Below are 19,929 nucleotides of genomic sequence, written 5' to 3' on the forward strand. Positions count from 1 at the left end.
AAACCTGAGTCAATACTCTCGCAAATGTTAAGAAAGATCCGGGTAATGGATAGCCCGCAAGCGAGGAGGGGGCTAAGATGTACCTCATATGATTAGGAAACGCTATAAATACTATTTCCTAACGATCAAGTGATAAACTATAGCGCTACTTTAGCGTTATCACTCAGAAATTAACGCTTACCGAGCGATCGCCAACACTTTGCACAGATGGGGTTTGCTGGTGCGATCGCTAAGTACAGCATTTGATTAATTCGTAGCGAATTCTATTTGGCAATACTCTGCAATGCCAATGCGTCGGCTGACAATGCCAATGTATTGGCTGACAATGCCAATGCGTCGGCTGACAATGCCAATGCGTTAGCTGACAATGCCAATGCATTGGCTGACAATGCCAATGCGTTCCCCTGCAATTAGAAACGCTACGCTTTTACGCAAAACTGTACTATAGCAGTTGCCAGGTAGCTTAGGACATTAGCTAATCAGAAAACACTGACACCAAGAGACTTTCAAGCCTGTTTTCTATTCCCTGTTCCCTATTCCCTGTTCCCTGCTATAAGTCATTTGACCCAATGACAGTTTGGAGTCAGGTTGCTGAAATTTTAGGCTGTTAGGGCGATCAGGCGGAAGTTTCATTTCCGCCTTCAAAGGTCGCGGCTTTCACTTTTTGGTTAAGTTTTCTGTAAGAATTTGGCTAATGTTTCTTTAGTTCCAAACTCATACAATCTGTGTAAATGGTTCGTAACTGACTCAACAAAAGGCGATGACTGCGATAAATCACCAAAAACCTCAGTTAGGTTGAGCAATGCTTTGGAGTCGGAGCCACTGGAACCAGCTAGTTGAGTCAAAGTACCTGCTATTGGATCGTCAATGGTAATGGGTTTGCCTTGGTCATCGTTTCCGTTGAGGTAACGGAACCAAGCTGCAACCGTTAGGCTCATGTAATCAATCGCTCCTCCTTGGCGCAGCGCGTCACGGACTGAGCCTAAAACAAATTTTGGCATTTTGGCGGAGCTATTCAGGCAAAGACGCGGGAGTTGATCGCGAATCTTGGGATTGGCAAAGCGTTCAATTAAGGTTTTTTTGTAATTATCTAAATCAATCCCAGGTACAGGTTGGAGTGTCGGCGTAACTTCTACCATCAAACGATCAACGGCTTGCCGAATCAATGGATCTGCCATGACTTCATGAACGTAGGTGTAACCTGCTAAAGAGCCGAGATAGCCAATCAACAAGTGACTGGCGTTGAGCAGTCGGATTTTCATCATCTCGTAGGGATGAACATCGCTGGTCATCTGAACGCCAACGGATTCCCAATCAGGTCTACCTGCGCTGAAATTGTCTTCGACTACCCACTGAAGAAACGGTTCGGCAACAACTGGAAAGGCATCATCGATGTTAAACTGTTCCGCCACCATTTTGATATCTGCTGGAGTTGTGGCGGGGGTAATGCGATCGACCATGCAGTTGGGAAAAGCAACCTGTTCGGCAACCCAACGCCCCAATTCCGGGTTCTGCATTTGGGCAAATGCGGTTAACATTTTGCGGGCAATGTTGCCGTTACCTTGGAGATTGTCGCAGGATAATACGGTAAATGGTGCTATTCCTTGTTGACGGCGGCGATTAAGGGCTGCTGTCAAAAAGCCATATACTCCAATTGGCTGATCGGGATGCTGCAAATCGTACTGGATTGTTGGGTGATGGGCATCGAATTCACCGCTACCTTCAATATAGTAGTAGCCTCCTTCGGTAATGGTGAGGGTAACGATGCGGCATTTGGGATCTGCTAAGGTGTCAATCACTGCTTGGCGGTTATCTGGGGCAAACAGATATTTTGTAATTGCCCCAATCACACGAGCGCGATCGCCTGATGGTGACTTTTCAACTAAGGTATACAAACAATCTTGTGATTTCAGTGCATCACGCATCCGCTTGTCGAATTCTAGTAGCCCAACCCCGCAGATTCCCCATTCACTACCGGGATTTTGATGAAAGTAATTATCCAGGTATAACGCCTGATGTGCGCGATGGAACCCACCCACACCGATATGGACAATACCGTTTGTGATTTGATGGCGATCGTAATTGGATACGCGAATGTTATTTCCTAAACCAGACAGAGATGCTTCATTCAGCTTGATTGCTGAACTTGTGCTGATATTGCTGTTCATGGGATTCATTTTGGGTTAAATGGTGACGATGAACTTTGGGAATGGCTTCACCGTTTTGATCGAACAAATGGCAAAGCTCACCGTTAATGTAAATAGGAATGTAATCGTGCATAATGGCTGGATTATCCCCGTCTGTTTGCACAACTACAGTCTCGCCACCCGCAATCTTGATGTAGAGATAGGTTTCTCCGCCCAATCGTTCTACAACTAATACTTCGCCATTCACGCTTGGGTTACTGCGATCGAGCAGCAGATGTTCGGGACGAATCCCTAATGTTGCTCTATCCCCAACTGACAGGGTTTTGGGCTGCACCGGAATCATTACGGTTGCGTCACCAGGGAGTCTGACTGTTGTACCAGAGTCATTGACGGCTGACACTGTTACCGAGATAAAGTTCATTTTCGGTGAACCAATAAATCCGGCGACGAATAGATTACGGGGATGATGGTACAGTTCCAGGGGAGAACCCATTTGTTCGATGATGCCGCCCTGCAACACCACAATTTTGTCGGCAAGGGTCATTGCCTCAACTTGATCGTGGGTAACATAAATCATCGTGGCTTGCAGGCTGTCGTGTAAGCTGGCAAGCTCGATCCGCATCTGCACCCGCAATGAAGCATCCAGGTTAGATAGGGGCTCATCAAACAAAAATACTTTGGGATTACGCACCAAAGCACGACCGATCGCCACCCGTTGCCGTTGTCCTCCCGATAATTCTTTGGGCTTGCGGTTCAAAAGCGGCTCTAGTTGCAGGATACGAGCGACTTCACGCGCCCTTTCATAACGCTGGGCTTTCTGCATACCCGCCAGCCGGAGGCTAAAGGCCATGTTCTCCGCCACTGTCATGTGAGGATATAAGGCATAGGTTTGGAAGACCATTGCTAAACCGCGTTTATCGGGTGGCACATCATTGACTTTTTGTCCATCAATGAGCAAATCGCCGGAGGAGATTTCTTCTAGTCCAGCAATCATGCGGAGTAAGGTTGATTTTCCACAACCGGAGGGGCCGACGAAGACAACAAATTCGCGATCGCTCACGTCGAGATCAATGCCTTTGATGATCTCTGTGTCGGCGTAGGTTTTATGGATATTTCTTAAAGCAACTGTTGACATAAATTGTTTCCATTAATGGGTTTCAGTTTTTTTCTCGCGTAGAGAGAAATCGAGCAGCGGCTTTCGCGGTTGGCGCAAAGATTCGGAATAAGAGAACGAACCGCAAAGTACGCAAAGAGCGCAAAGGTAAGAGAGTTATAAAGGGTTTTTGCGTCAATACAGTACAGTGAATTTTTGAAAAATTGTGATGTTCTTGAGAAGAACACAAGATTATCTGCCTTCTGCCTTCTACTTCACAGCACCGAAGGTCAGTCCTCGGACTAATTGCCGTTGACTTAGCCAACCGAAGATGAGGATGGGTGCGATCGCTAGTGTTGATGCTGCTGAAAGTTTTGCCCAGAATAATCCTTGAGGGCTGGAAAATGAAGCGATGAAGGCTGTGAGTGGGGCGGCATCTGCTGTTGTCAAGTTCAAGCTCCAAAATGCTTCGTTCCATGACAAAATAATTGAAAGCAAGGCGGTGGATGCAATTCCGGGTACTGCTAATGGCAACAACACATGCACAAGTTCTTGCTGAGTGGTTGCTCCATCCATGCGATCGGCTTCGAGAATTTCTTTAGGAACTTCCTTGAAGAAGCTGTAAATCATCCAGACGACGATTGGCAAATTAATCAGGGTATAAATGATAATCAAACCGATGTGAGTATCCAATAACCCGGCGTTGCGACACAAAATGTAGATCGGTACCAGCACACCAACAGGTGGCAGCATTTTGGTGGACAGCATCCAGAGTAAAGTGCCCTTAGTGCGTTTGGTTGGGAAGAATGCCATTGCGTAGGCGGCAGGTACGGCAAGCAGCAACGCCAGTATAGTCGCTCCGAGGGAAATCGCTACGCTGTTAAACGCATAATTGAAATAATTTGCCCGGTCTTGGATGGCAATATAGTTCTCGAATGTTGGGCGGAAAAACAACTGAGGGGGAGTTGAAACTGCCGCGACTTCTGTTTTGAAACTGGTAAGAAACATCCAGAAAATTGGGAAAAACAAAATGCAAGCCACAAGCCAGCCAAGCAATGTCCATAGCCAAAGCTTTGAGGTTTTACTTACCATGTTAGGTATCCAAATTACGAGCAACACTACGCATCAAAAAGATTGCCACGACGTTGGCAAGGATTACGGCAATTAATCCGCCGGCTGAGGCACCGCCGACATCGAATTCTAGCAAAGCTTTTAAGAAGATGTAATAGGCCAGGTTAGTGGTTGCAAGTCCCGGCCCGCCCCCTGTGGTAACAAAGATTTCCGCAAAGATGGTCAGAAAGAAAATCGTCTCGATCATGGCAACCACAGAAATGGCGCGGCTCAAATGGGGCAGCATGACGAAACGAAATAGAGCGATCGCATTTGCGCCATCCATGCGGGCTGCTTCTAACTGATCGCGATCGAGTGACTGAATTGCAGTTAATAAAATCAGCAGGGCAAAGGGCAGCCATTCCCAGGAAACAATAATAATGATCGCAAGCAAGGGAACGCTGGCAAACCAATCGATCGCCCCCAAACCCAAACCTCTGGTGATTTGAGCAAACAGCCCATTCACCGGATGCATCAGCATATTTTTCCAGATTAGGGCGCTAACCGTGGGCATAACGAAAAATGGGGAGATTGCCAGCACCCGCGCCACTCCACGACCATAAAAGTCTTGGTCAAAGAGAATTGCTAGTAATGTGCCCAGACTAATTGTGATTGCTAAAACAGAAACAACCAAAATTATTGTGATGGCGATCGATGTCCATAAAGCTGAGTCACTGAGGATGAACGTAAAATTTTCAATCCCAATGAATTTACGTGCATCTGGATTCAGCAAGTTATACCGCTGAAAGGAAAACCATACGGTCATCACCAGAGGCACAATCATCCACAGCAGTAGGACAACGACCGAAGGCGCAACCAAAGGTAAGGTTGACACTTGCCGCGTAGTCCGTTGCTTGGCGGGTGGTGGCGTTTCGTATTGAGGTTTTACCGCTAATGAAGAAGACATAAGCAATTCAAAATTTAAAATTCAAAATTCAAAATGAAAAACCTAGAATTAATAGGTATCCTGGCTGCTGAATGTATGCTTAGATGTGGAACAGCTTGGAATTACTCGATATAACCTGTGTGTTTCATGAAGCGTTCAGTTGATTTCTGCGATTGCTGCAACGCTTGATCTACCGAAGTCCGATTGGTCAATGCCGCCGCCAAGGTTTGCCCGACGGCAGAACCGATCGCCTGAAATTCTGGAATATCAACGTATTGAACTCCCTTATAAGGAGTTGGTTCTGCGGATGGATGGGTAATATCAGCAGATTCGATCGCTCCCAGCACGATTTCAGCAAAGGGTGCAGCTTTTCGATAGTTGGGATTCTGATATGTGGAAGTCCGAGTCCCTGGTGGTACAGCAACCCAGCCATTTTCCTTCGCAACCAGTTGGATGTATTCCTTTGATGTTGCCCAAGCAACGAACTTTTGCGCGGCTTCTGGTGATTTTGAGGTTTTAGGAACCGCTAACGCCCAAGCCCAAAGCCAATTTGAACCGTTGGGATATTTTTCAATTGGCGCACGGGCGAAGCCAACTTTATCATAAACTTGGGATTCTTTCGGATTAGATAACAAGCCTGCGGCAACGGTTGCATCTACCCACATCCCACATTTGCCTGTGGAGAATAAAGCCAGATTCTCGTTAAATCCATTGGAACTGGCTCCTGGCGGCCCATATTTGTTGAGCAGATCAACATAAAAGGCGATCGCTTCTTTCCAAGCTGGAGTATTGATCGTTGGTTGCCACTTCATATCAAACCACCGTCCACCATAGGTATTGACCAATGTGGAAACAAATGCTATGTTTTCACCCCAACCAGGTTTTCCGCGCAGGCAAACCCCATAAACCCCATGTGCTGGATCGTGGATCTTGCTTGCCCATTCTCTCATTTGGGGATAGGTTGGCTGTTGGGGAACCGCAATCCCGGCTTTCTCAAACAAGTCTTTTCGGTAGTACAGCATGGAACTTTCCCCATAGAATGGCACGGCATAGAGTTTGCCATTGTTGGAAAGCCCTTCTCGTATAGGTTTAAGTAGGTCATTTACGTCGTACTTTTCGCCTAGTTGATCCAAAGGCTTCAACCAATTCCGCCTAGCCCAGATTGGTGTTTCATAGGAACCGATCGTCATGACATCAAACTGCCCACCTTGGCTTGCAACATCTGTAGTTGTGCGTTGGCGCAACACATTTTCTTCCAGCACAACCCACCGGAGTTGAATATCAGGATTAGCTGACTCAAATTTGCGAGAAAGCCCTTGCATCACTACCATGTCGCCATTATTAACAGTGGCGATCGTTAGTCTAGTTTTCTCTGCGGCTTGCGAACGTGGTGAACAAGCATATAGAAGTTGCACCAGCATCACTCCAGTGAGAAATACAACCAGCACTTTAGCGAAGCGGGGGATACGCATCGCATGACTCCTTTAAAGTAAAAAAACCGAACGAAATAAATTTTTGATTTTATGCTCTATTTTTGGGCAAAAGCTCAATAATAGAAATCATACCAATCTCATTTCCATCACGGGCATTTGCAACAATTCTTCAATAACAGGTTGAAAACTATGACGGCAAAAGCAACCTATCAGTTTGCAGGTAAGACTATCCTAATTACTGGCGGTGCGGGAGATATTGGCAAGGCAACTGCACACCGTTTTGCTGCTAATGGGGCAGGAATAGCCCTGCTAGATTTGAATGAACCGAAGATGGCAGATGTGGCTCAGGAACTAAAAGATTACAACGTTCCAGTCGGCACGTTTTGCTGTGATGTTACAGCTAGTGATGATGTTGCCAAAGCTTTTACTAGCGCTGTAAAGCAGCTTGGGCGGATCGACTATGTATTTAATAATGCGGGCTATCAAGGAGTGTTTGCCAAGACCGACGAATATCCTGAAGACGACTTTCAAAAGGTGATCAACATCAACGTTATCGGCGTTTTCCAGGTTCTCAAGGCGGCTGCACAGCAACTACGCGATGCCGGTGGAGGCGCGATCGTCAACATGGCAAGTTATGCAGGGGTGGTTGGGCCACCAAATATGTTGGCTTATGCCGCTTCCAAGTTTGCTGTCATTGGAATTACTCAGACGGCAGCGAAAGATTTGGCTCCTTACGGCATTCGAGTAAATGCACTCTCCCCGGCGTTAATCGGCCCTGGTTTTATGTGGACGCGGCAAACAGAATTGCAAGCAGCAGTAGGGTCGCAGTACTTTGATGCCGATCCGAAGGTGGTTGAGCAACAGATGATCAATTCAGTACCAATGCGGCGTTTGGGAAGTTTGGAGGAGGTGGCGAATGGGGTAGCGTTTCTGATGAGCGAAGAGGCAAGCTACATTACTGGATTTAACTTGGAGGTGACTGGGGGAGAATAGAAATTTACAGCTATTTTCAGGTAAACTCAGCGATCGCGTCATCGAGAATGAATTTGATCAAATAGGGGATATATGAAGAAGCACGCGATCCCAAAAATTTGATCATCAATTATCTACATAGGGCATAAGCTCAAAAATATAAATCATTCTTTTGATAGGTACATAGTTTTTGAAAGTGGTATATGAGACAACCTTTTTTGGAGCGGCGCGATGCCAGCAAAGCTGGCTTGCCCCTTCGGACTCGCAAATTAGACCTGGCTGCTCATGCTGCTTGGCTCTATTACATCGCCGGCAATACGCAAGAAGAAATTGCAGCAAAGCTCAATGTGTCCCGGCAAGCTGCACAACGCCTAGTGGCACTGGCAGTCAGTGAAAAATTGATTAAATTTCGACTTGATCATCCCCTGAGTGAATGTATTGCTCTAGCTGAGTCGTTACGCGATCGCTTCGCTCTGTCACTTTGTGAAGTAGTACCAACTGACGCAGGCAGAGGTGATACATTATACGGAATTGGTGTATGTGCTGCCACCCACCTAGAGGCTTACCTGATGGCTAAAACCCCAACCATACTGGCGTTGTCATCAGGCCGCACATTGCGAACAATGGTGGAGCAGATACCCTCAATGAACCAACCCCAGCATAAGATTGTGTCAATTATTGGGAACATGTCCCACTCTGGGCGTGCAGGTCGTCACGAAGTGGTTATGCATTTATCCGATCGCGTCGGTTCCCAAGCTTACCCAGTGCCGACTCCCGTTGTTGCGACTAGCATTGAAGAACGAGAACTCTTGCAGACTCAGCGATCGTTTATCGCCGTCAAGACTCTTGCAGAGCAAGCTAAAGCAACGTTTGTCGGAATTAGTCACATTGCCTGGAATGCTCCTTTACATGAAGACGGCTTCATCAATGACGATGAAGTGGCTGAATTGATTGAACTGGGAGCAGTAGGAGAAATTGCAGGTTGGGCTTACTGCGATCGTGGAGTATTGCTGCAAGAGGGGACAAACAGTCGGGTTGCCAGTGTAGCACTCTCTCAACCGGCTCATCGACTCATTATTGGTGTGGCAGGCGGTGTGAGAAAGGCGGAGGCTATTTTAGCTGCTCTGCATGGTAAGTTAATTACAGGACTGATTACCGATGAAGCTGCTGCCCAAATGATCCTTTCTCAGATTTAGTAAGTATAGCAACCAGGCGGCCGCATCATGTCAATAACAATAGCATATTCTCAATAGAGTAGGAAGTAATCTCATTAAGGCTTGTTTATTGATAAAGATTTAAGCGTAGACGTAGGCTGTCGTCATTCGTGACAGGTTAAGATAAAATTCCTTCATTGCTTATATCTTGCACCAGGCGACTAGAAGTCGCACGCCAGTTGCTTCTCCCAAGGGGAGACGCTACGCGAACAAGTCGGCGGAGCCGACGCCAGTCGCTCATGGGGGAAACCCCCAAGACCGCGCTGGCTCCCCAACGCACTGGCTTGGCTACACAGGCAAAACCCACCTCAGTGGGTTAAAAACCTTTGATTTTCTCTTAATCCACGCAGGTGGACTTTGTTTGTATAGCCGCGATTTCTAATCGCCAGGGCTAGGTGGAAGATGTGAGATTGGGGTTGTTTTTGAGATAGTCGTGTAGGCGATCGCTACTCTAAATATTATGAGTTATAAATCAGACAACGATTACAGAAAAATCTCTCTGACAACCCTCAATGACGCCAGCTGCTACCAGGTCGGGAACCTCGCAATCGCCTGGGTTGTGAGACCCTCCCGCAGCTGGCTCCCCCATGCCCAATTTTCAAACTAGAGCGTACACCTTAGCTTCCCAAGGTACGATGCCTTCTCTGCCTACCCAGTCTGGTGGAACTATCCTCTCTTGAGTAATTTCTTGCCACTGTTTACCGACTGGGGTTGCAGGCCAAGACGGGACTCTATACTCAGAACCAGGAGGAGTACCGTAGTCAGAAAAGTTTGCGACTACAACTACTAACTCATCAGCTTTATTACCACGTTGCCATACTAAAACTCGTTTGCCTTCATTGAAATCAACATGAATGAACTGGGTATCATTCACAGCTAAAGCGTTAGAAGTCTTGCGGAAGTGGACTAATCTCGCAACGTATTGGAATATGCGTTGTCGCCAATCTTCACTTACACGGTCGAAGTTAACTGGGTCAATTTGTTTATGATTACTACGATCATCGCTGATGTCCAAATCTTCTTGGTCGGCAAATTCATCGCCAGCCAGGATCATGGGAATTCCTACGGCGGTGAGTAAGCTGACGAATCCCAATTTAATCCGTTCTTCTGTCAGCTTCACGCCATTATTAACCAAGTAGTTGAAGAGACGCTCGTTACCATAACCGCCGATATCATGGGAAGTTAGGTAATTTACTGCTTGCGAACCATCTCTAAAGCCTAAGTTGCGGCAATCAATGAGTTTGCGGACACTCCGTTCAAAGCTAGGTTCATCCCAGGCGTTCTTACCTAGAATTACCTGCCGGAAGATTTGCTTAAATTTTTCATTCCATAATCCATCTAGACGATTTTGTTGGATAAGTGCTAGTGGTACACTTAATTCTTCTCCAACAACCAAGAAGCGATCGCTGCTTCCCTCTCTTTGATTCCATACATTACGCGCAAAATCCTTAAACTCTTGTAAAAAGTCGTAGTTGGCAATATTATTGACGCTATCCAACCGCAGACCGTCAACCCGATAAAATTCTAGCCAATGGGCAATATGGACTTTTAAGTATTCCCGTGCTGGCACAAACCATGATTTTTGGCCAGTGATGGGGTGATAGCCTTCTACCCAATAATTGTATTTAAATAAATCTCCGCCAAAACCATCTCTTGACCCTTGTTCTGGGTCGCCACTGTTCCATTTAATGTAAAAATCCAGAAAATTCACGTTATGGTAAGGATTCTCCAGCGAAAATGCCATCACCACATCGAGAAAAAAGCGCAACCCATGCTGATGAGCAGCTTTGATCAAATCTACTAAATCAGTTGTAGCTGTAGGTGCTAACTGATGATCCGGGCGTCCTAAATCGAAATCTGCGGCAAAATAATTCGCTGTGCCGTAACCCCACTCGTCAACATACTTGCTATCTTCTGGGGGTAGTAGTTCAAGGGCGTTGACTCCCAGTTCCACAAGATGAGCGTGGTTATTCAAAGCATCGACTGTGGTAAAAGTTAGAGATTTTACTTCTTTGACCAACAGTGCTAGGGCATCGCGGAATGTTCCGTTTCCTTTTTCAACACCAGATGGGCCATTCTTTGCCCAACGGGTAGGTAATTCGTAAATCACCAATTGATTGTTAGTTGGCAGTTCTTTTAAAGGAACATCGCCTTCCCAATTTACAGTTTTTCCTTCGGGATCGGAGGGAATTAGTTCGCCATTGCGATAAAGTACAACACTTGCTGGATGATTTGGGCTAATTGTTACCCCCGATTCCAGCCGCTTGTTAGCAAATCTTCGATCTACAGTTGTTGCTGTCGGATCTGTAGCGTAGATAATTGGGTTAGCATTCTCAGAATAGCCATCTGAGTCGTGGACTTTAAACCAGTAGAAGTAAACTTGTCCTTCGTTCAGCCCCACTTCTTGAGCTGATACTTCCCACAGTTCAGGAAATTGAGTTGACTGACGAAGTGGAATTTCTCTAAATTTAGTTAATGGTTCAGGATTGTCGGGAGGCGTGCTGCCAATGTAGAGAGCGGGAGATGGTTCAGAAGCACCGGGACGCCACAAAACAAAGTGAGTCTTTTTGCGGCTGAGTAAATCAGTAGGCATTGGAAAAACCTCTAGTTGATACAAGTCATTTATGGAGTTATTACACAACAGTCAGTTGCCATTCCAGATAATTGAGTTGAATTTCTTCAACCTGTAAATCTTTATCGGATAAGGCAAAAAACTGAGTCAATAAAATCCTGTATGGTTTTTGTGGAAGTAATTTATAGTGTCCTGTCCGTCTGGACAAAAATAAACTCTCCCGAACTGTGACTAATGAATTTGGAGTGGCGGTAGGTGAGTGATATTTTCACTTCTACTTTTCTATTGGTCAAGAGAGAATCTGGGTCAGAGCTTGGTTTGATTAATATGTATGATCTTATCAATCACATAAGAGATTGTAGTGATAGGATTAATTAAATTTTGAGCCAATTCAACAGAACGAAGTTTAATAAGTATTAGAGGTGGCTGTAATGCCGACGATTCATTTGGTGGATGGTGAAAAAGGCGGGGTAGGAAAGTCTCTCTTTGCTAGGACAATGATTCAGTATTGTCTGGATAAGAAAATCCCATTTGTAGCAGTGGAGACAGATAGGTCGAATCCAGATGTAGCAGGGGTGTATAAGGAGATATGTAAGTATGCTGTGTTTAGTGAGAATGAACGACAGGCAGATAAGGCAGATAAAATATTTGAGTGGGCGATAGAGAAGCCAGTAATTGTGAATTTAGCCGCACAATCGCATAGAGCAGTACAAGGGTGGATTGAGTCTAATCAATTACTTGAACTAGGGAGTTCGCAGGGAGTGATGTTTTGTAAATGGTTTGTATCGACAGGAGGATACGACAGCATCAACCTGTTTGGTCAGTCAGTGAATACCTACGGGGACAAAATCCCTCATATTTTGGTGAGGAATTTAGGGCTGTGTGATGATTGGGAGCATATAGAGTCAGACTCAAACTTCCAGAAATTAGTAAATAAATATAAGATAAAAGTTATAGATTTTCCGAAGTTAGCATATAAAGAAAGAAACATAATTGACCAAAATCGCCTGACGTTTGCGGAGGCGAGAGAGTATAAAGAATTCGGGATAATTGGGAGACAGAGAGTCATGAATTTTCTCAAACTTGCTTATGGTGCTTTTGAGAGAGTAGGTATCTGGTATGAAAAAGTTGAATAGCAAAGCCCTAGAGAGCCAACCTGGCGCACATCTAGTTCCCAAAAATCACCTAACCCATAATGATGTTAGTTGTTAAATAATTTCATTTTTACTCAAATTTGAGATGAGCGATCGCCTTAGCCAAAATGCGATCGCTTAAATTCTCTCCTCCTCTGTGTCCTCCGCGCCTCTGCGGTTCGTTAATTATAAATCCATAACTTCTTGCGGCAACTCAAATAAACCATCTTCCCCAGCTTCAAAATCAATCACCTGATACACAGCATCAATATTTAACTCACCATAAATGTGAGGAAATAATTCGCCTATTTCAGCAGGTTCATAACGAATTTCAGCTTGGATTTTATCAGAATCAATAAAAAGCAGTACCAATTCTTTTTGATTCTCAAAAAATGTATTTACAACTTTGACAATTTGCGTTGACTTTGAACAATGAATAAAGCCTTCAGAATCGAGTGAATCAGCGCGATAGCTGCCCAAATCTTTTGCTTGTTCCCATTGTTGGCGTTTGCTGATGTGGAAGATAGTATTCATGTTGCTTGTATAATTTTACGAAGATCATCTAAAGGTGATTCGGATTCATTAGGATTATCAGGATAAAATTCTAACACTACAGTAATGTTCAGTTTGCCAGCTTCCCTCTGCATGAATGGAGAAATAATTTCTGTAGATGCTTTTATTCTGAGTTTTCCTGATTGCCAGCCTGTAGAGCCAACTCTGAAAACTTGACAATTTATGCCTTCGGTAGAAGATTGCCATGTGATATCTTCAACTTGAAAGTTTACTTCGTTTATGCACAGCTTGTGAAAAATTCCTGAAACTGAAAAATCACCATGATTATCGTGTAATTTTGTACGAAATTTATGGATAAAATTTTGAGATATCAATTCTTTGAATCTGCTAACGATATATGTATCTTTATTAAATAACAAAACATCAGCATCAAAGTCTAATAGTTGGCATATCTTGTTCATGTTAATCCTAGTAGTCAATGTAAATTAGTAAGTGTCTGCATGATAGTTTAAGAAGATGTTTGAAAAGTATTTGGCTGTGATTTTAGGCACTTATTGATCCCCCCTAACCCCCCTTAAAAAAGGGGGGAACCAGAATCAAAGTCCCCCTTTTTAAGGGGGATTTAGGAGGTTATAGAACGTTTTTATACCTACAATAGGATTTTTAAAATATCCTCTAAACTAATCAACTATTTTAATCGGCGATTATTAATATCAATTCAGTGATAATACTGATATTAAAGCTGCTAAAGATAATCGCTTTACAACATTATTCTTGAAAATATTATGCACAAAAGCAGAGTTTTTATTTGCGCCTTTGCGTGATTTTATTATTTGTTAATATTGGTCACTTTTTGGGAAGCATAACAACAAAGCTCTCAAAAGGCTTAAAGAGGTTTGGATATACAACCAGAGTGCAACCATGAATAAATTTAAATACTTATCTATTGCAGCATTGTTACTTATCATTTCTGCCTGTACACCTTCGCAACAAGCCAAATTAGAGCCTTCATCATCTCAAGCAAATGCCGCCGATACTACTAACATTGAACCAGTTTCAAAAGCAGTTAACGGCAAAGTTAATCGCAAAGGTTGGGAAGTTAGCGCAACAGGTGTTAAATATGCAGGACAGAAAATTAAAGGAGAGTACAGAACATACGAAGCGGCTGAAGTTTGGACAGTGGTTTCTGTAACCGTTAAAAACACAAGTGGCAAAAGACAACGAGAGGATGATGCGTGGTTCAGTCTTGCATTCTCAAAATTAGCTGACTCAAAAGGCAACAAATACGATTATAAAGAGAGGGAGCTAAAATATAATGTTGATTTGCTAAGTAAACCCTTCTCTCCAGGTGAAGCTCGTTCTGTAGATTTACTGTTTGACACACCTAAAGGGATCAAGGCAGATAAATTTATAATTGAGGATGAAAACTTTAAATCTCTCTCTTTAAAACTTTAACCAACAGTAGCACTATTTAATTTATTCTCTTTAAAATATCACGCAAAGGTGCAAAGAAAAACTTTGCGCCTTCGCTTGAGGCAATCATTCTATAAATTCGGCGGAATACAAACATCCGGCGCACATAACCCAAGAAACTCTAGCGTTGTCACCTCAAGAGTATTCAAATCTACGCGGCGGATGGCGTGGTTATTAGTATCAGCAATATATAAATATGAACTCATAGCACTCAATCCCGAAGGTTCAAAAAAGCGGCTATTCTTACCTTGACCATTTTGTAAACCAACAGAACCATCCCCCAAAACTGTTTGACAATTTCCAGTGGAACTAACTAATTTAATTTTATGGTTATAAGTATCTGCCACCCACAAAAAATTCTGCGCGTATTCCACTCCTAAACAGTGTTGCAAACGGACATCTTCACCTTGTCCATCTACATCGCCAAAACCAAATAAACCCCCACTACCGCAAACAGTTCGCACTTGGTACGGTTCTACAATTCCCACACCGCGAATTGAACTAACTTCACTGTCAGCAATATATAATTCTTGCCCATTATTAGTAATACCACTAGGTTGAGCAAAAGCAGATTCGCTGAGTGAACCATCAATACACGCTTCTGCACCAGTACCAGCATAAGTTTTGATGATGCCTGTTTCCAAATCCATTTGCCAAATTTGATGCGGCCCAGCCATTGCAATAAACAGGCTATTTCCCACTTTCACTAAATCCCAAGGTGAATTCAGCGCGGTTTCTAAACCAGCACCGCCATGAGGACGGATATTGGGGCTTTGTTTACCAGTTCCCGCGATCGCTTCTACTACTTGACGCTTCAGATCAACTCGCCGCAGAACATGATTTTCTGTATCAGCAACATAAAGAATCTGATTTTCGGCATCATAAGCCATTCCCTGTGGTGCAAAAAATTGCGCTTCGTTAAAAGCACCATCAGTTAAGCCAGATTTTCCAGTACCAATTAAGTGCAGAATCTCTCCATCAAAGCTACTCACAACTAAGCGATGATGTCCAGAATCAGCGATGAATAAACCCGTTGGAGTCGCTAGAACTTTACCAGGAAAAGCTAAAGGTGAAATTAATGGTTGGCGCTGTTTTTCTAAAGTCAAGCTGATTTCTTGGAAATTAATTGTGCCTTTGTCTTGATGTTGCTGAATTAACTTTTGAATCAACTCGTCTAAAGTGTCACGGTTTCCTTCACCAGAAATCTGGCCAATCACGTAACCTTCTGGATCAATAATTATTAACGTTGGCCAAGCACGCACAGCATACTCTTCCCAAATCCGAAAACCGGTGTCAACTACAACTGGGTGTTCAATGTCGTACCGCAAAATAGCTTGGCGGATGTTTTCTGTTTCTTTTTCGTTATCAAATTTGGCAGAGTGGACGCCGATAATAGTAAGACTATCTTTATATTTTTGTTCTAAATATTTCAGGTTTGGCAGAATATGCAGACAATTTATACAGCAGTATGTCCAAAAGTCTAAAATTACGACTCTACCCTTGAGTTCTTTAAGAGACAAGGGTTTGTCGGTATTAAGCCAAGAGTAATTTTGCGGTAATTCTGGCGCTCTGACACGGGGAATCATGCTAATTTATAATTCGTAATGGGCTACGCCCCGCTACGCTAACGTAATTCGTAATTAATATCATTTTCGGATAATTAGTTATGATTTCCATAATCATTGCACTCCACCCCTTAATCTCTCAAAAGCTTGGTTGCCATCGCCACCTCTGATCAGAGGTTCTACCGGAACTACTGTTATATCCAGATAGTTCGCAATCATAAAGTATCAATGACGCACCATTAGCTGTGCCAGGATCTCCAGATACATCAATGCATTTGTTGGATAATACATTTCTGATAAATCCTGCACCAATGTATTCCCACCTCTGATCTGTGATTCTACCGGAACTACTGTTATATCCAGATAGTTCGCAATCATAAAGTATCAATGGCGCACCATTAGCTGTGCCAGGATCTCCATTTACATCAAGGCATTTGTTGGATAATACATTTCTGATAAATCCCCCACGAATAAATTCCCATTTCTGATCTGTGATTCTACCGGAACTACTGTTATATCCAGATAGTTCGCAATCATAAAGTATCAATGGCGCACCATTAGCTGTGCCAGGATCTCCATTTACATCAAGGCATTTGTTGGATAATACATTTCTGATAAATCCCCCACGAATAAATTCCCATTTCTGATCTGTGATTCTACCGGAACTACTGTTATATCCAGATAGTTCGCAATCATAAAGTATCAATGGCGCACCATTAACTGTGCCAGGATCTCCATTTACATCAAGGCATCTGTTGGATAGCTCGTTTATTATAAACATTCCCCCTACTTGTGCAATAGCATTTTGATTTTCTAGAATGCAAGTTGCTCCCCATAACAGCGAGCCAACGAATCCAACTGCGATCGCTGTATGCTTTTTTAAATTAGGTTTCACAAATTTTTTCTCCTTAATTTCGTGTTTCTACGTTATTAAAAAACCTTGGTAAGCTTCAGAATATACTGTTAGTTACTATCTAATAAATGAACTTTTAGAAAATTTACACTTTGAAAGGACTTGACAAACTAACTACTACGGACTTGTCAGCCTGGATACAACAAGCTAAAACCCAAGCTGAACGAGGACAAGTTTGCGATCGCATCCCATTATTAGCTAAAGCTTATCCTGGGTGGTTTGCAGTTCACATCTGCTGTGAATCGGGGAAAACTATCAGTTTTGGGGATACAGCTTGTGTTTTCCCGCTAATGAGCGTGATTAAGCCATTTTCTCTACTTTATCTGCTAGAACATCTAGGCGCAGAAACGGTTTTTGGATGGGTTGGGGTGGAACCATCGGATGCACCCTTCAATTCTTTAGAACAATTAGTTAGCGATCGCGGACGCCCCCGCAACCCGATGATTAATAGTGGGGCAATTACCCTCTCTGATAAATTGCCAGGAAAGGACGCAAGCGATCGCACTTTTCTATTTTGTCAATGGCTTAACCAATTAGCAGGTTGCCAATTAAGGTTAGATGAGGTAATGCTGGCTTCAGTGCGATTAACACGCTCAACAGCTAATCAAGCGATCGCTAATTATCTCGCCGAAGCCGGTCATCTAGAAAATATTGAAACAGCACTTGACACTTACGAGCAAATATGCTGTCTGTCTGGGCGAGTTGAAGATTTAGCCCTGTTAGGAAAACTCCTAGCTTGTGAAAATGGCTGTTTATCAGCACAAAATCGCCGAATTGTCAACGCTGTGATGTTAACTTGTGGACTATACGAAGCTTCTGCTCAGTTTGCAGTCAGAGTTGGTCTACCGATGAAATCAGGGATTGGTGGTGGACTTGTAGCAATAGTGCCAGGTGAGGGAGCGATCGCTTGTTACAGTCCTGGGTTGGATAATATCGGAAATCCTGTAGGTGCGATCGCATTTGTTGAGGCTTTAGCGCAAGAGTTGCAGTTGAGTATTTTTGGTTAATTCTGGTTTTTCTGAATCGGGATCTGTTGTTTTAGGTAACAGCGTTGATTCAGGAGTTGGCGTAATTATTTCTGGTGCTGGAGACTCAATAATCTCTGGCAGCGTGGGTGGCAAACTCGGAGATGGTGCAATTGTTACTTGGGGAGTGGGAACTTTACCCGCCCCACGGTTGAAAAATCCACCAAATCTAGGTTTTGTTGGCTGAGGCGCAACTTTTTCAGGTAACGACGTTGATTCAGGAGTTGGCGTAATTATTTCTGGTGGTGTTGGGGACAAACTGGGAGATGGTACAGCCGTTGGAATTTCTAATTTTGGCTGTTCTGGCTGTGTTTTGGATTCTTTTGGAACTTCAGTTTCAGGAATGGGCTGTTTTTCTACCTTTGGTTGTATTTCGGGTGTTTTTTCAACAGATGGCGTGGGTGTGAGTCTATAATTCGGGTCTACAATGGGGCGCACCTCATCTGCTGTAAGTTCTCCTCTGGTAATTCTCGACAGAGTATCTTTACCCTTTGGCTGGTAGTCAATCAATCTAACTGTGGTATTAAAGGCATTTTTGACAGGATTTCCCTGGTTATCGAGAAATTCCAGTTTTACCCAGTTTTTACCTGGACGGAAGCCTTTAAGATAAACTGCTTGCCAGCGATCGAAAATAAAGCTTTCACCATTAATTGTGCAGCGGATGCGCCAATCACTGAATTCGTCGTTAGGATTGTCCTTCCCGACGAGGTGCAGGGGAGCGTTAGTTAGGTAAAAGTCCAGTAAGATTGGTTCTGCTCCGTAGCTGCTTTGAGGACGGCTGTAAGTTAGCAGAGGTAATTTGGGATCTGGGTTGTTGTCGTCAGTTTTGGTGAAGACGTGAAATGTTGTCTGAGCATAAGCACCTTCATTCTTAAAGCTTTCATGCCAAGGACGGGAGGCAAAGACGCGCAGCGTATGAGTACCTGGAGACAAATCTGGGAAAGCCAAGGGCTGATTCAGGTCGTAAACCGGTATATAAGGTTGGTTATCCAGAATTACGTGTAGATGGGGCCCAAGTTGTAATTGTGGGTCTTTAAATATTGGTAGATCCTTAACCTGAAAACTGGCTGTGACTTTGTTATCTTGGAAAACTTCATCAGGTAGTGGAGTCACAATTGTCACTTGTGGCTGATAAACTTCCAAGATTGGACGCAGTTCTTGGATCACAGATGGTGGGGAAATTTCCGAAAATTGCTTTGAAATTTGAGATATCTGTGGGGGGTTTTCTCTATAGCCAGTAGATACTTCCTGGCTACCAGCTTTCTCGCCACAACTGATCAAGCTTAATACCAGCACCAATGTCATTACCCACCTGAGAATCGGGAACCTCTCAGGGAGGAGCTTCTCTAATACCCTTTTCTGCCACGAGTTCATGCGTTGCACCCAGTGATAGTCTTCGACAATTGACTAGATTATTTTGGCTCAAACTGTCCATAGGGAACATAGCCCAAAAGGTGAAATCTGCCTCACATCACATAAGTTTTCCTGTGGATCTGAGAAAATTTTAAAAAAATCATATTAATTACAGCTTTTTACTTACAAAAATTGAAATATGACACAAATATTCACGGGTAACAGTAGCAAAAGCTGGAACATCGGCTACATACAGCCAAACCATAAATTTTACGAATTGTTATCCTTTGTAAATTAAATGGAGAATCTATTGACTTTTGGACAAATAGTTTGAAGTTAAAAGCCAGATTAGGCACGAATTTCAGCCAGATTCGAGCAAGTTTGAATTATTGTTAAAATATCTCCAACAAAGTACAAGTGAAGACTCTATAATTCAACGAGAAACAACTATCCACATCGGGTCTTCATCGCGGCTTCAGTAAAATTCTGGAGTATGCGGGAATGGTTCATTTTGTGGTATTCATGAT

The 19,929-nt window shown here is 43.6% G+C and carries 19 protein-coding genes; 6 read left to right on the forward strand and 13 right to left on the reverse strand.

Annotation, left to right across the window (positions count from 1 at the left end):
* Positions 1–263 precede the first annotated feature (263 nt).
* The 6 genes from HWQ41_RS00800 to HWQ41_RS00825 all read right to left on the reverse strand — a co-directional run bounded on the left by HWQ41_RS00800 (position 264) and on the right by HWQ41_RS00825 (position 6,708).
* Positions 264–389 carry a hypothetical protein gene (locus HWQ41_RS00800; protein ID WP_292758942.1) on the reverse strand — a complete coding sequence of 42 codons (126 nt, stop codon included), beginning with the start codon at positions 387–389 and terminating at the stop codon, positions 264–266.
* 279 nt (positions 390–668) lie between these two features.
* Positions 669–2,168: a mannitol dehydrogenase family protein gene (locus HWQ41_RS00805; protein WP_292758945.1), complete on the reverse strand. Its 1,500-nt coding sequence runs from the start codon at positions 2,166–2,168 to the stop codon at positions 669–671.
* A complete protein-coding gene (ugpC, locus tag HWQ41_RS00810) occupies positions 2,125–3,282 on the reverse strand; it encodes a sn-glycerol-3-phosphate ABC transporter ATP-binding protein UgpC (RefSeq protein WP_292758948.1) in 1,158 nt (385 codons plus the stop codon). Before ugpC ends, HWQ41_RS00805 begins: the two co-directional genes overlap by 44 nt.
* A 228-nt stretch (positions 3,283–3,510) precedes the next feature.
* Positions 3,511–4,332 carry a carbohydrate ABC transporter permease gene (locus HWQ41_RS00815; RefSeq protein ID WP_292758951.1) on the reverse strand — a complete coding sequence of 274 codons (822 nt, stop codon included), beginning with the start codon at positions 4,330–4,332 and terminating at the stop codon, positions 3,511–3,513.
* A 1-nt stretch (position 4,333) separates the two neighbouring features.
* Positions 4,334–5,257 (reverse strand): carbohydrate ABC transporter permease, encoded by a 924-nt coding sequence (locus HWQ41_RS00820; protein WP_292758953.1) that lies wholly within the window; start codon positions 5,255–5,257, stop codon positions 4,334–4,336.
* 101 nt (positions 5,258–5,358) lie between these two features.
* A complete protein-coding gene (locus HWQ41_RS00825) occupies positions 5,359–6,708 on the reverse strand; it encodes a sugar ABC transporter substrate-binding protein (RefSeq protein ID WP_292758956.1) in 1,350 nt (449 codons plus the stop codon).
* A gap of 150 nt (positions 6,709–6,858) precedes the next feature.
* Here HWQ41_RS00825 and HWQ41_RS00830 point away from each other — a divergent pair, with 150 nt between their 5' ends.
* The 3 genes from HWQ41_RS00830 (at position 6,859) to HWQ41_RS00840 (ending at position 9,237) form a co-directional block, all read left to right on the forward strand.
* Positions 6,859–7,662 (forward strand): SDR family oxidoreductase, encoded by an 804-nt coding sequence (locus tag HWQ41_RS00830; RefSeq protein WP_292758959.1) that lies wholly within the window; start codon positions 6,859–6,861, stop codon positions 7,660–7,662.
* A 182-nt stretch (positions 7,663–7,844) separates the two neighbouring features.
* A complete protein-coding gene (locus tag HWQ41_RS00835; RefSeq protein WP_292758962.1) occupies positions 7,845–8,837 on the forward strand; it encodes a sugar-binding transcriptional regulator in 993 nt (330 codons plus the stop codon).
* Positions 8,838–9,003: 166 nt separating this feature from the next.
* Complete coding sequence (locus tag HWQ41_RS00840) at positions 9,004–9,237, forward strand: hypothetical protein (protein WP_292758965.1); 234 nt, start codon at positions 9,004–9,006, stop codon at positions 9,235–9,237.
* Between the two features lie 216 nt (positions 9,238–9,453).
* On the opposite strand, the gene HWQ41_RS00845 is transcribed toward HWQ41_RS00840, so the two are convergent.
* Positions 9,454–11,448 (reverse strand): alpha-amylase family glycosyl hydrolase, encoded by a 1,995-nt coding sequence (locus tag HWQ41_RS00845; RefSeq protein ID WP_292758968.1) that lies wholly within the window; start codon positions 11,446–11,448, stop codon positions 9,454–9,456.
* Between the two features lie 40 nt (positions 11,449–11,488).
* Positions 11,489–11,635: a hypothetical protein gene (locus tag HWQ41_RS00850; RefSeq protein ID WP_292758971.1), complete on the reverse strand. Its 147-nt coding sequence runs from the start codon at positions 11,633–11,635 to the stop codon at positions 11,489–11,491.
* Positions 11,636–11,858: 223 nt separating this feature from the next.
* Here HWQ41_RS00850 and HWQ41_RS00855 point away from each other — a divergent pair, with 223 nt between their 5' ends.
* Positions 11,859–12,563 (forward strand): mobilization protein, encoded by a 705-nt coding sequence (locus tag HWQ41_RS00855; protein WP_292758973.1) that lies wholly within the window; start codon positions 11,859–11,861, stop codon positions 12,561–12,563.
* Positions 12,564–12,746: 183 nt separating this feature from the next.
* Here the strand turns inward: HWQ41_RS00855 and HWQ41_RS00860 are convergent, their stop codons facing one another.
* Both HWQ41_RS00860 and HWQ41_RS00865 read right to left on the reverse strand, forming a co-directional pair.
* Positions 12,747–13,094, reverse strand: a complete 348-nt coding sequence (locus tag HWQ41_RS00860; RefSeq protein WP_292758976.1) for a DUF952 domain-containing protein — start codon at positions 13,092–13,094, stop codon at positions 12,747–12,749.
* On the reverse strand, positions 13,091–13,534 hold the full coding sequence (locus tag HWQ41_RS00865; RefSeq protein WP_292758978.1) for a KGK domain-containing protein: 444 nt from the start codon (positions 13,532–13,534) through the stop codon (positions 13,091–13,093). The genes HWQ41_RS00860 and HWQ41_RS00865 overlap by 4 nt, the downstream gene beginning before the upstream one ends.
* Before the next feature lie 460 nt (positions 13,535–13,994).
* Here HWQ41_RS00865 and HWQ41_RS00870 point away from each other — a divergent pair, with 460 nt between their 5' ends.
* On the forward strand, positions 13,995–14,528 hold the full coding sequence (locus HWQ41_RS00870; RefSeq protein WP_292758981.1) for a DUF4352 domain-containing protein: 534 nt from the start codon (positions 13,995–13,997) through the stop codon (positions 14,526–14,528).
* Positions 14,529–14,617: 89 nt separating this feature from the next.
* Here HWQ41_RS00870 and HWQ41_RS00875 read toward each other — a convergent pair whose 3' ends face one another.
* On the reverse strand, positions 14,618–16,132 hold the full coding sequence (locus HWQ41_RS00875) for a thioredoxin-like domain-containing protein (RefSeq protein WP_292758984.1): 1,515 nt from the start codon (positions 16,130–16,132) through the stop codon (positions 14,618–14,620).
* 118 nt (positions 16,133–16,250) lie between these two features.
* Complete coding sequence (locus tag HWQ41_RS00880) at positions 16,251–17,006, reverse strand: ricin-type beta-trefoil lectin domain protein (protein ID WP_292758987.1); 756 nt, start codon at positions 17,004–17,006, stop codon at positions 16,251–16,253.
* A 110-nt stretch (positions 17,007–17,116) separates the two neighbouring features.
* Between HWQ41_RS00880 and glsA the strand changes: the two genes are divergently transcribed.
* On the forward strand, positions 17,117–18,031 hold the full coding sequence (gene glsA / locus HWQ41_RS00885) for a glutaminase A (RefSeq protein ID WP_292758990.1): 915 nt from the start codon (positions 17,117–17,119) through the stop codon (positions 18,029–18,031).
* On the opposite strand, the gene HWQ41_RS00890 is transcribed toward glsA, so the two are convergent.
* Entirely contained in the window at positions 17,996–19,423 is a 1,428-nt protein-coding gene (locus HWQ41_RS00890) for a hypothetical protein (protein ID WP_292758993.1), read from the reverse strand. The genes glsA and HWQ41_RS00890 overlap by 36 nt on opposite strands.
* Between the last annotated feature and the right edge of the window lie 506 nt (positions 19,424–19,929).

It is taken from the genome of Nostoc sp. NOS(2021) (genome assembly GCF_017115025.1).
Taxonomy (GTDB): Bacteria; Cyanobacteriota; Cyanobacteriia; order Cyanobacteriales; family Nostocaceae; genus Nostoc.